This is a genomic window from Comamonas sp. MYb21 (assembly GCF_037479395.1).
Classification (GTDB): domain Bacteria; phylum Pseudomonadota; class Gammaproteobacteria; order Burkholderiales; family Burkholderiaceae_C; genus Comamonas.
Genome location: NZ_JBBGZC010000006.1, coordinates 267728 through 279961, shown reverse-complemented (window position 1 = coordinate 279961; position 12234 = coordinate 267728). Strand labels below are relative to the sequence as shown.

At 65.3% G+C, this 12234-nt stretch carries 9 protein-coding genes and 1 pseudogene; 5 read left to right on the top strand and 5 right to left on the bottom strand.

All coding sequences use genetic code 11. The annotated features are described in order from the left end of the window. The first annotated feature begins 11 nt into the window (after positions 1-11). From WH367_RS11125 to WH367_RS11115, 3 genes are all read left to right on the top strand, one after another. A complete protein-coding gene (locus WH367_RS11125) occupies positions 12-806 on the top strand; it encodes a MetQ/NlpA family ABC transporter substrate-binding protein (RefSeq protein ID WP_021025977.1) in 795 nt (264 codons plus the stop codon). A 79-nt stretch (positions 807-885) separates the two neighbouring features. Further along, complete coding sequence (locus WH367_RS11120; protein WP_339536069.1) at positions 886-1665, top strand: enoyl-CoA hydratase-related protein; 780 nt, start codon at positions 886-888, stop codon at positions 1663-1665. Positions 1666-1673: 8 nt separating this feature from the next. Continuing rightward, positions 1674-2900 carry a CaiB/BaiF CoA transferase family protein gene (locus WH367_RS11115; RefSeq protein WP_339536067.1) on the top strand — a complete coding sequence of 409 codons (1227 nt, stop codon included), beginning with the start codon at positions 1674-1676 and terminating at the stop codon, positions 2898-2900. A 43-nt stretch (positions 2901-2943) separates the two neighbouring features. Here the strand turns inward: WH367_RS11115 and ftrA are convergent, their stop codons facing one another. Further along, positions 2944-3909, bottom strand: a complete 966-nt coding sequence (ftrA, locus tag WH367_RS11110) for a transcriptional regulator FtrA (protein ID WP_339536065.1) — start codon at positions 3907-3909, stop codon at positions 2944-2946. A gap of 92 nt (positions 3910-4001) precedes the next feature. Here ftrA and WH367_RS11105 point away from each other — a divergent pair. Beyond that, a pseudogene (locus WH367_RS11105) lies at positions 4002-4378 on the top strand (rhodanese-like domain-containing protein). A 122-nt stretch (positions 4379-4500) separates the two neighbouring features. Here the strand turns inward: WH367_RS11105 and WH367_RS11100 are convergent. The 4 genes from WH367_RS11100 to WH367_RS11085 form a co-directional block, all read right to left on the bottom strand. Then, entirely contained in the window at positions 4501-5481 is a 981-nt protein-coding gene (locus WH367_RS11100) for a siderophore ABC transporter substrate-binding protein (protein ID WP_339536064.1), read from the bottom strand. Between the two features lie 70 nt (positions 5482-5551). Beyond that, positions 5552-7606 (bottom strand): ligand-gated channel protein, encoded by a 2055-nt coding sequence (locus tag WH367_RS11095; RefSeq protein WP_339536062.1) that lies wholly within the window; start codon positions 7604-7606, stop codon positions 5552-5554. Between the two features lie 395 nt (positions 7607-8001). Then, on the bottom strand, positions 8002-10071 hold the full coding sequence (locus WH367_RS11090) for a ligand-gated channel protein (protein ID WP_339536060.1): 2070 nt from the start codon (positions 10069-10071) through the stop codon (positions 8002-8004). A 342-nt stretch (positions 10072-10413) separates the two neighbouring features. Next, positions 10414-11739 carry a DUF445 domain-containing protein gene (locus WH367_RS11085; RefSeq protein ID WP_339536058.1) on the bottom strand — a complete coding sequence of 442 codons (1326 nt, stop codon included), beginning with the start codon at positions 11737-11739 and terminating at the stop codon, positions 10414-10416. Positions 11740-11910: 171 nt separating this feature from the next. Between WH367_RS11085 and WH367_RS11080 the strand changes: the two genes are divergently transcribed. Next, positions 11911-12162, top strand: coding sequence for a DUF3297 family protein (locus WH367_RS11080; protein ID WP_133858265.1), 252 nt, complete (start codon positions 11911-11913; stop codon positions 12160-12162). Positions 12163-12234 lie beyond the last annotated feature (72 nt).

Sequence of the window (12234 nt, the reverse complement as noted above, 5' to 3'; positions counted from 1 at the left end):
GACTGCCTTTCATGCTCAAGCGCCATTTCACCCTCGCCGCCCTGCTGGCGGTTTCTGCCGCCTTTGCCGCGCCTGCCTTTGCGCAGGACAAGCCCCTCAAGCTGGGTGTAACGGCGGGCCCCCATGCGCAGATTGCCGAGGCCGTCAAACAAGCGGCCGCCAAAGAGGGCCTCAGCATCCAGGTGATCGAGTTCAGCGACTTCATCCAGCCCAATGCCGCACTGGTCGCTGGCGATCTCGATGCCAATGCCTACCAGCACCACCCCTATCTGGACCAGCAGGTCAAGGACCGGGGCTACAAGCTGGTGGCAGCGGCCAACACCGTGGTGCTGCCGATTGCGCTGTACTCCAAGAAGGTGAAGTCGCTGGCCGACCTGCCCGCCGGCGCGCAGATCGGTCTGCCCAACGACCCCACCAATGGTGGCCGCGCGCTGCTGCTGCTGCAGGAGCACGGCCTCATCAAGCTGCGCGCCTCGGCCGGCATCAAGGCCACGCCGCTGGATGTTGTTGACAACCCCAAGAAGCTGCGCCTGCGCGAGCTCGATGCCGCCCAGCTGGTGCATGCGCTCAATGACCTCGATGCCGCCGTCATCAACACCAGCTATGCGATTGCCGCCAAGCTCAACCCCACCAAGGACGCCATTGCCCGCGAGTCGGCCAAGTCGCCCTACACCAACCTGATTGCCGTGCGCCAGGCTGACAAGGACAAGCCCTGGGTGGCACGCCTGGTCAAGGCCTACCATTCGGACGAGGTGCGCCAGTTCATCGACAAGGAGTTCCAGGGCTCCATCGTCCCCGCGTTCTGACAGGGGCTAACACCCGTTCAACGCCAGCGGCGCGCAAACTGGCGCGCCTTTTTCCATCACCCTTTGACAAAGCCAGCCCATGAGTGGACAGATCACCCTTAGCCGCGACGGCCATGTCGCCACCTTGTTGATCGACAACGTGGCCAAACGCAATGCCATCAGCCACCAGATGTGGATCAGCCTGGCCGAGCAGCTGGAGGTGCTGGTGCAGGACAGCGATCTGCGCTGCATCGTGCTGCGCGGCGCAGGCACCCAGGCCTTTGGCAGTGGCGCTGATATCGACGAGTTCGAAGCGCTGCGCTCGTCCAAGGAAAAGGGCATTGCCTTTGCCCAGCAGGCGCATCGGGCCATGGCCCTGCTGCGCCACTGCCCCATCCCCACCTTGGCAGCGATCCGTGGCGCCTGCGTCGGCGGTGGGCTGGAGCTGGCGGCCTGCTGCGACCTGCGCCTGGCCAGTGATGACGCCCGCTTTGGCATTCCGATTGGCCGCTTGGGCGGTGTGCTCGCCTACCCGGAGCTCGAGGCACTGCTGCATGTCGCAGGCCCCCAGGTGACGCTGGAGCTGCTGCTCGAAGGCCGCCTGCTCGATGCCCAAGAGGCCCTCAGCAAAGGCCTGGTGACCCGCGTGGTGCCCCAAGCTGCCTGGGACGAGGAGCTGGCCCAGACCATCGCCCGCATCAGCAATCTGGCGCCGCTGTCAGCACGCTGGCACAAGAAATTCATCGCCCGGCTGCAAAGCGGTACACCCTTGACGGATGCCGACCAGCAAGAGGGCTACGCCTGCTTTGACACGCAGGATTTCATCGAAGGCTACCGCGCCTTTTTGGACAAGCGCAAGCCGGTATTCACAGGAAAGTAACAGCGTTCATGCAGCCATCCCCTTCCCCGCGCACAGGCCCGCTGTCGGGCCTCGTTGTTGTTGAGCTCACCAATGTCATGGCAGGGCCTGTTGGCGGCTTGCTGCTGGCCGACATGGGCGCCGAGGTGGTCAAGGTCGAGCGCCTGCCCGGCGGCGACGACACCCGCCGCGCGATCCCGCCCGAGATCCAGGGCGAGTCCGCCACCTTCATGATCGTCAACCGCAACAAGCGCGGTATTGCGGTCGACCTCAAGCACCCCGATGGCCTGCAGGTGGTGCGCCGCCTCATCGACAAGGCCGATGTGGTGATCGAGAACTTCCGCCCCGGCACAATGGAAAAACTCGGCCTGGGCTACGACGTGCTGCGCGCCAGCAACCCCGGCCTGATCTACTGCAAGATCACCGGTTTTGGCCTCAACGGGCCCTATGCCAAGCGCGCAGGCTACGACCTGATTGCGCAGGGCATGTCCGGCATCATGAGCCTGACGGGCGAAGGTCCGGGCCGCCCGCCCGTCAAGGTCGGCGTGCCGATTGGTGATGTGACCGCCGGCATCCTGGCCTCGACCGGCGTGCTGGCCGCCTACATCGAGCGGCTGCGCACCGGCGAAGGCCAGTATGTCGACACCTCGCTGTACGAGGCCTCGCTGGTCCACACCTACTGGCAGGTGGCGATGGCCTTTGCCACCGGTGAGTCGGCGGGCCCCATGGGCTCGGCCCACCCGGTGGCCGCGCCCTACCAGGCGATACCGACGCAGGACGGCTGGATCAATATCGGCGCGGTGAGCCAGGCCACCTGGGTCGGCATGACGCGCGTGCTGCAGCTCGAGCACCTGCTCGAAGACGAGCGCTTTGCCAGCAACCGCGAGCGCATGGCCCACCGCGATCTGCTGATATCCATCATCACCGAGGCCATGCGCAGCAACACCACTGACTACTGGGTCGAGAAGTTCGAGCAGGCCGGCGTGCCTGCCGGCCCGGTGCGCAAGATCAAGGACATGCTGGAAGACCCGCAGACGCTGGCGCGCGACATGGTGATCGAGGTCGACCACCCCGTCGCCGGCCAGGTGCAGGCCCTGGGCCTGCCGATCAAGTTCTCGCACGGCAATGGCGTCACGCGGCGCGGCGCGCCGCAGTATGGCGAGCACACCGCCGAGGTGCTGCAGGAGCTGGGCTACAGCAGCGAGGACATCGCCGCACTGGCCGCCAGCCAGGCGGTGCAGCTGCACGGGCGCTGAGACCTGCTCCCTGCCCGGCTCGCTGTAGCGGCGGGCTGGGGCGCTAGGGCGCGGTGAATGATGCGCGGTATGCCCTGGGGGACACCCCCAGGCTGCGCTTGAACTGGTCGCGCAGCACCTGCACGCTGCGGTAGCCTGCCTGGTCGGCAATCTGCTCCACACGCAGGTTGGTGCTCTCCAGCAAACGCCGCACTTCCTCCATCCGCGCCTGTGCCAGCCAGGCACTGGGCGCCATGCCGGTGCCTGCCGTGAAACGGCGCAAAAAGGTGCGCCGGCTCATCGCCAGCACCTCGGCCATCGCGGCCACCGTCCAGTCCCGCCGCAGATCGGCGCGTACCTGGTCCAGCAGCTGCGCCAGCTTGCCCGATGTATCGGCCACCAGCGGCTGCTCGATGAACTGCGCCTGCCCACCGCTGCGGTGCGCAGCAACCACCAGGCGCCGCGCCACGCTGTTGGCCGCCTGCACGCCAAAATCGCAGCGCACCAGATGCAGCATCAGGTCGAGGCCCGCCGCGCTGCCCGCCGAGGTAAAGATGCGCCCATCCTGCACGTACAGCACCTGGGCATCCACGTCGATGGCCGGGTAGCGCTGCGCCAGCGCCTGGGCGTAGCGCCAGTGGGTGGCGGCACGGCGCCCGTCGAGCAAGCCGGCGGCGGCCAGCACAAACGCGCCCGAGCATATCGATGCCAGGGTGGCCCCGCGCTGCGCCGCGCGCCGCAGGGCTTGTTGAAGCGCGGGCGGGACCGGCTCGTCCATGCCGCGCCAGCCGGGCACCACGATCAGGTCCGCCTGCTCCAGCAAGGCCAGGTCGGCACTGGCCTGCACCAGCAAGCCCCCCTGGGCCCGCAACGGGCCCGGCTCCACGGCCACGCTCGCAAAACGGTACCAGCCCTCACCCATCTCGGGCCGCTCCAGGCCAAACACCTCGGCCACCATCGAGAACTCAAAGGTGCAAAGACCGTTGTAGACCGGCGCTACGACCAGCGGGCCCAGCAAGCGTGCAGACATTGGCGCAAATCCTTCTCTTTATGTCTTCTGCGCCAATTGTAGACAACAGGGTCGATCCGCAAAATCGCTGCCATGTTTACCAGGAGTACTTCATGAGCCGCTATGTCAGCCAGATTCCCGCCGCCGCCAGTGCCGATGCCGTGGCGCATTTTTCCCGGTCCTTCACGTTCGAGACCGACTGCTAGGATGTGCACGATACTTTGTGCTGCTCGATGTGCGCAGTGCCGCGCTGTATGCGCAAGGCCATGTCCCTGGCGCGCTGCATCTGCCGCACGGCAAGATCGTTGCGAGCAAGCTGGCGGCCTGGCCCGCCGATACGCTGTTTGTGACCTATTGCGCCGGCCCGCACTGCAATGGCGCGGCCCGGGGCGCCTTGCGCCTGGCGCAGCTGGGCAGGCCCGTCAAGATCATGGCCGGCGGCATCACCGGTTGGCTGGATGAGGGGTTTGCGCTGGCAACGGCACCCTGACAGCGCGCAACAAGGGATGCATGCAATGGCATCCCTTGTTGCGCAAGCTTCCGTGCCCCCGTGCCCCATCGCGCTGGCACTGGGTCAGCCGCCGGGGGCAGGCACCCGGGATGCGCGCTTCCTCAGCGTTGGCCCCACACCTGCTTGAGCTGCGCCGTCGTCTGCAGCATCGCCTGCGGGCCGGCCACACCCAGCAGGTACCAGACCTGCGGATCCAGGAACACCAGCCGGCCCTGCTGGCCCGCAGCGCTGTTGCGGATGGCCTCGTTGTTGAACAGCTCGGTGCTGGCGACGACGGGCTTGCCGTCGCGGCCGGTGGTGCTGCCGGTACCGGCATTGCGGTCGATCACATAGAGCCAGGCGGGATTGAGCTGGCGGATCTCTTCCATCTTCATCGGCACGCCGCGCGGCTTGCTGGCATCGGCGGGCAGCGCAGGTTTGACGCCCAGCACATCGTGCAGCAGGCCAAAGCGTGCGCCGGGTGGCTGGGCATTGATCATGGTGCTGATGGCCAGCACCAAGAGGCCGGGTGCCTGCTGCTGGGCCAGTGCGCGGGTGCTGTCCACCTCGGCGCGCACCCGCTGCATCAGCTGCTCGCCCTGGGCCTCTTTACCCCACAGCGATGCGAGCGCCACCACATTGCGCTGCATATCGGCCAGCAGCTGCTGGTTGTTGACGCTCAGGTCCACGGTCGGCGCAATCTTGCTCAGGATGTCGTACTTGCCGGCGCTGCGGCCCGCCACGACGATCAGGTCCGGCTGGATGTGGCTGAGCGCATCAAAATCGGGCTCGAACAGGGTGCCCGCTGGCAGGTAGCGCGCATCGGCATAGGCCTGCATATAGCTGGGGAAGTTGGCCTTGGCCAAGGCGGTCACCGGCAGGTTCAGCGCCTGCATCGTGTCGAGCGATGCCAGGTCATACACCACCACCCGCTTGGGCGCCAAGGGCACTACCGTGCTGCCCTTGGCGTGTTGCACGGTGATCGTTGCCGGGGCCTTGGGGCTGGGGGCTTGCGCAAAGGCGGCAGGTGCGGCAAACAGCGACGTGGCGAGGGCGGCAGCGGCGCTGGCGCGCCAGCAGGCCGTGGTCAATGGCTGGGTCATGTCTTTCTCCAATGCATGTCAATCAAGTTGAGGCGGCGCCCGCAGGCATGCGGGACGCCGCGCGGTGGGTTTAGAACTTCAGGTTCATGCCCACCCAGTAACGGCGCCCGTCCTGCACGGTGGCGTAGTCTTCGTAGTACACATCCTTGTCGAACAGGTTGTAGATACCAGCAAAGAAGGTGGTGTTCTTGTTGTAGTGGAACGAGCCGCCGACATCGAACATCGCATAGCTGCCAGCGACCCAGGTGCGGGCCGAGCGGCCGCCGGTGGGCTGGCTTTCCTTGCCCCGGTAGGACAGCTTGGTCCAGCCGTTCCAGCGGTCAGACGGCTTCCAGTCGAGCGCAACATTGAGCATGTGGCGCGGCAGCTGTGACAGCGGCTGGCCGGCAAACTCACCGCTCTTTTGCTCCGACCTGGTGAAGGTGTAGCTGGAGTTCAGGTCCAGGCTGCGCGCCAGCGGCATGGTCAGCGTTGCCTCGATGCCGCGCGTCACCGCCTTGTCGATATTGATATTGGTCGTGGGCGTGTTGCCGGACGCATTCAAGGGGCCGCATTCGGGGCAGGCAATGCGGGTGATCTTGTCGCGGAAGTCGTTGTCAAACACCGTCAGGCCTGCCGACAGGCCAGCGCCATCGTTGTAGAGCACGCCCACTTCCTTGGACAGCGATTTCTCCGGCTTCAGGTCCGGGTTGCCATAGATATTGCCGCCCCGGCTGGCCTGGCCCCAGTCACCCAGGGTCTGGCGCAAGGATGGCGCGCGGAAGCCGGTGGAGACGCCGCCCTTGACGGTCCAGCGCGGGCTCAGGTTCCACACGCCATAGAGGCGCGGGCTCCATTGCGAGCCGCCCTTGCTGTCGTGGTCATAGCGCAGGCCACCGGTCAGCGCAAAGTCCTCGCGCAGGCGCCATTCGTCTTCGGCAAACCAGGCGTACTGGGTGCGGTCGGCGGTGGTGCGGTTGCTGCCGGGCAAGGTGTTGGTGGTGGTGTCGGTCAGGTCCTGCTGGTTGTAGTACAGGCCGGTGCTGACGATGTGCGCCTCGCCCACCGGAATCACCCAGCTGCTGTTGGCCACCGTATTCTTGATGGTCATCTCGCGCGAGATATTGCGCGTCTTCTCATGCTGCACATAGGTATCGGACGAGGCCCAGCCCCAGCGGCCCTTGTGCTGCAGCGAGTAGTTCTCGCGCTCGAACTTGCGGTCGGACAGCTCGCCGGTCTCCAGCAAGGTCTTGCCCGGGGTGGAGATGAAGTGCTGCCTGGCCGATCCCAGCTCGGCAATGATGTCGTGGTCCTTGTTGGGCGTGAGCGCAATGCGGGCGTTGAGCGCCTTGGTGTCGCTGTCGTTGTAGCCCTGGTAGATGCGGTCTTCGTCGCGCTTGCTGTAGTTGCCGTAGAGGCTGATGCCCAGCAGCTCTTCCTTGATCGGGCCCGAGAGGTAGAAGTTGCTCTGGTAGGCATTGCCGGATGCGGAGCGCTCCTGCAAGGTGGCATCGGCACGCAGCGAGCCATGCCACTTTTTGGCCACCTTGCGCGTGATGATGTTGACCACGCCGCCCATCGCGTCCGAGCCGTAGAGCGAGGACATGGGCCCGCGCACCACCTCGATGCGTTCGATGGCCTCGAGCGGCGGCACCCAGCTTTGGTCGGTCCCCGTCGAGCCATTGGTCTGCGTCTCGCGCGTGCTCATGCGCTTGCCATCGACCAGGATCAAGGTGTAGTTGGCACCCATGCCACGCAGGCTGATGTCGTTGGAGTTATTGTCCGACGGCGTCATGATGACACCGGGCACATCGCGCAGCGCATCGTGCAGGTTGCTGTACGCGCCCTGCTCGAGCTTCTCGCGCGGAATCACGGTGATCGAGGCCGGCGCCTGGGTCACTTCCTGCTCAAAGCCTGCGGCTGTCACCACCACGGTGCCCAGCGTTTTGTCGCTGGCAGCTTGCTCGGCAACATCGGTGGCATCGGCCGCCTGCGCGGCCGCTGCGCCATGGACCAGCATGCCGGCCACCACGCCCGCGATGGCGCGCAGTGCATGGCGCTGGGGCGCCGATGGCAGTGGGTGGAAATCAAGACGCAGAGGCCGTGCTGGCGCGCGACCCGCTGCCAACGGGGCAGAGGAGGACATGGGAAAAATCGGTAATCAGGTAGACAACAGCGCGCCCCAGGCGCCAGCAGATGGAGACCACCCGCAGGCACTGGCGGCGGGCCAGCGATGCTTCGCTTGTTGTGCAGGTCTGCGGTCACGGCGCTTGTCAGGGCGCCGTCCCGGGAAGGCATGGCTGCGCTATCGCGCGATAGGCAGCAAGAGGGACGCGAGACGTTTATATGCGAATAGTTCTCATTATAGAGATTGATGAAGAATTGTTACGGTTTGCGAAGTTTCGCAACTGTAAAGTTATTTCGGGCGCAACCATGCCGCGCCGCCTGACTGCTGTGTGAAAGCCAGGGATGGCGCGGGTTTGCAAGCACTGGCGCCATCCTGCGGCACCAGCGCTTGGCTATGGTTTAAAAGCTACAAGCTTAGAAACCCACCGTCACCTTGGCCCAGTAACGGCGGCCGTCATAGACCGCGTCATAGGTGGCGCTATCGACCCGCTTGTCAAACAGGTTGTAGATGCCGGTGCTGAAACGCACATCCTTGCTGTAGGCATAGTTCAGGCCCAGGTCCATGAACGTAAAGGACGGCGTGCCCTTGGCCATTGAGGTGCGGCTGAGGTAATCCGAGCTCTTGCCCCGGAAGTTGAGGCGGCTCCAGACGCCCAGCTTGTCCGTGCCCTGCCAGTCCAGGGTGGCGTTGAGCATGTGCTTGGGCATCTTGTTGAGCGGCTGGCCGGCAAAGTTGCCGCTCTTTTGCTCCGAACGGGTGAAGGTGTAGTTGGCCGCCAGGCGCAGCGCCTCGCTGGCCTTCCAGGTCGCAGTCGCTTCCACGCCGCGCATATTGGCCTTGTCGACATTGGTGCGGTCGCTGATGAACTTGTAGGGCGTGCCCAGCACCGTGCAGTTGCCGGTGACGATGGCGCGGCCGCCGCCCTCGGTGTCTTCACAGCTGCGCACCTCGGTGATCTTGTCCTTGAAGTCGGTGTTGAACAGGGTCAGGCTGCCGGTGAAATCGCGGCGGTTGTCCCAGATCACGCCCAGCTCCTGGCTGGTGCTTTTCTCGGGCTTGAGGTTGGGGTTGCCGCGGATGATGGCGGGGTCGCCACCGCCGCCGGTGATCTGGCCCCAATCGGCCACCGCAGCGCGCAGGCTGGGCGATTTGAAGCCGGTCGAGATACCGCCCTTGACGCTCCACTCGGGCGTTGCATGCCAGACGCCATAGACGCGCGGCGTCCAATCGGTGCCGTAGTTCTGGTCATGGTTCATGCGCAGGCCGGTGGTCAGCGCAATCGCATCGGTCACCTTCCATTCGTTCTCGGCAAACAGCGCCCACTGGTAGCGCTTGAGCGTGTTGATCGGGTTGTCCACCTTCATCTGGTTGCCGTTGTCCATCAGCTTTTCATGCTTGTAGCTCAGGCCCAAGGTGGTCAGGTTGCGCTCGCCGATCGGCAGCACGATCTGGCTGTTGAACTCGGTGTTCTTCAGGTTCATCTGGCGGCCGGGGTTGTCGATCTCCTCGTGCTGCAGGTAGGTCGTCGAGGTGCCAAAGCCCCAGCGCCCGGTGTGCGAGAGGGCAATGTGGTTGCGCGCATAGTCCGAGTAGCTGGAGGCGCGGCTCGCGCTCTTGCCGGCCGTTGCATAGCGGTCCTGCAGGGTGCGGCCCACTTCGAGCGCCAGGTCGTGGTCCTTGTTGGGGGTGAGCGTGAGCTTGGCGGTGCCCGAGCTGCTGTCCTGCTCATTGAAGCCGCCAACAAACTTGTCTTCGAGGCGGCGCGATTTCTGGCCGTAGATCTGCAGGCCCAGCACCTCGCTCTTGATCGGGCCGGCCAGGTAGAAATTGCTCTGGTAGATATCGCCCGACGATGAAGACTCCTGCTGCGTGGTCTCGGCGCTCAGGGTGCCCGTCCACTGCTTGGCCACCTTGCGCGTGATGATGTTGACCACACCACCCATCGCGTCCGAGCCGTAGAGCGAGGACATGGGGCCGCGCACGACCTCGATGCGCTCGATGGCGCTGAGCGGCGGCAGCCAGCCTTGCTCGATGCCGGCGCCATCGCTGTTGGGGCGGGTCTCGCGCGAGTTTTGCGGCTTGCCGTCCACCAGGATCATCGTGTAGTTCGAGGCCATGCCCCGGATGCTGATGTCGCTGGAGCTGCCGCCACCGGTGATGACCACGCCGGGCACATCACGCAGCGCATCGGTCACATCGCGGTAGGCCTTTTTCTCCAGCTCCTGGCGCGGAATCACCGTGATCGAGGCCGGTGCATCTTCCACCGCCTGCTCGAAGCCCGAGGCCGTCACCACCACGGTCGACAAGGTCTTGTCGGCCTCCGCCTCGGTCTGCGCCAGCGCAGGGCCCGCAGCCAGCAGGGCAGCGGCCACCAGCGCCGTGGCGCGCCATGCATGGGGCACGGCACTGCGCGGCGATGGGCTGGCGTGCAACAGCAAGGAAGGGCGGGCAGCAAGGGCTGCACAGAGGGGGCGGGCGGTCATGGAAAAGCTCCGGTTCAGATCAAGGTATGGCATGCGGCAGCGCTACCTGCTCGCTCGTGACGGGCAGGCAAAAGCGCAGGCGCGGGGCCAGCGGTTATTCGCGGGGGTTGGCGCTGTCAGTCGCGGCGCGGCAGGGTCAGGACGGGCTGAGCCTGGGCCGCCCTGGCGTGCATGCCGGGCTGTGCGGCATGGAGATGGCTGGCGCCACCTGGCTGGGCAACGAAGAACGTGGATTGACGCTTAGCAAATGCGAATGCTTCTTATTATATAGAACGATAAAGAAGTGTTGACTAATGTGAAGCCGGCGTGAAGCATAGATGCCGCCCACTGTTGCGGTTTTGCCTACACGGAGCCCGCGCCCAGGTGGTTCACGAGCCAGCCCAGCCAGAACAGCGCAAAGCCGATCAGTCCGCCCACCAAGGTGCCATTGATGCGGATGTACTGCAAGTCGCGGCCAATGTTCCACTCGATCAGCTCGCCCAGCTCGCGCGCATCCCAGCGCTTGACGGTGTCGGCAATATGGGTGCCGAAGAACTGCGAAATCTCGGGCGCCAGCTCTCGCACCCACAGCTCCATGCGCGTATTGAGCGCGGTGCGCAGCGCCGAGTCGCCCGCTAGCGACTTGCCCAGCCACAGGCCCATACCGCGCACATTGCGCGCCATCGCCGAATGCTCGTTGGCCAGGTCGGCCTGCAGGCTGGCGCGCAGGCTTTGCCACAGCTCCTGCACATACTGGCCGACAGCGGGGTCATGCTGCAGGTAGCGGCGCACTTCTTCGCCCTTGGCATGCCAGGCAGGATCCTGGGCCAGGCGCTCCACCCATTCCTGCATGGTCTGGTCAAACTTGGCGCGCAGCACATGGCTGGGGTTGTCGGCAATGGCGTCGAGCAGGTGCTCCAGGCTGCTGGCAATCATCGCCGAGCCCTTGTCACTGAGCCAGCCGGTGGGCAGCATTTTTTCCTTGAGCGGGTGCTCGGTCTTGAGCCAATGCGCAATGGTCTGCGCGATCAGGGCGCGGGTCTCGGCCTCGTGCAGCAGCTCGACGAGCTTGTCCAGCGCCTGCGCCAGCAGCACCTGGTGGCGGCCGTTGTGCGTCAGCACCGCCAGCACCTTGGACAGCGACTGCGACAGATCGATCTGGCCGAGCAAGGTGCGCAGCGCCAGCTTGATAAAGCGCTCGACCTGCGCATCCTGCACCGTGGCCAGCGCAGCGGCGGCCAGGCGCGCCACCTGGTGGCCCAGCAGCTCGGCATTGGCCGGCGACTTGAGCCACTGCGCCAGTTTGTCGGCCGGCTGGTGCGTGCGCACCAGTTGCACCAGCGAGTCGCCATCGAGAAAACGCTCGCGCACAAAGACGGCCAGGTTCTCGCCAATGCGGTCCTTGTTGCGCGGAATGATGGCCGTGTGCCGCGAGATCCACGGTATCGGGATGTGCTTGAAGAGCGCGGCCACCGCAAACCAGTCGGCCAGCGCGCCAACCATGCCCGCTTCGGTCATCGCGCGCAGGCAGCGCAGCGCCAGCTGCCAGTGGCGTGACTGCGCAAAGGGCTGGCCCAGGCACCAGCTGGCCACGATGAACAGCAAGGCCACCAGCAGCAGCAGCAGCAAGGGGGTGAGCTTGGCGCGGCGCAGCAAACGCTGCTGCTCGTCGGTCAGTAGCAAAGGCATGGCGACCACTGTAGCGGCAAGCAGCGGGCCTTGCCAAGTCAGCCAACTGCGCGGTTTGCCTGCCTCTTGCCTGCCATCTCCCCTCGTTTCCCTCCACCATGCGAGGTGCCGCCAAAGTGTGGACAATGGCGGCCTGTGCGGCCCAGGGCCGCGTTCTCTTCTGCACCAACCATGACCGATACCACTGCCCGCCCCGAACTGCCCGACCACCTGTCCATCGACCCCAAGAGCCCGCACTTTGTGCGCGAGGTCTTCAACCATGACATCGGCATCCGCTTCAACGGCACCGAGCGGGTGGATGTCGAGGAATACTGCGTGAGCGAAGGCTGGGTCAAGGTGCCCGCCGGCAAGACCGTGGACCGCAAGGGCAAGCCCCTGCTGATCAAGCTCAAGGGCAAGGTCGAGGCCTATTACAAGGACTGAGTCCTGGGCTGATCGCCCCCCGCTGGGCTGCATAGAATGCGGCCCGTAAAACGAAAACCCGACCCAGGCGGG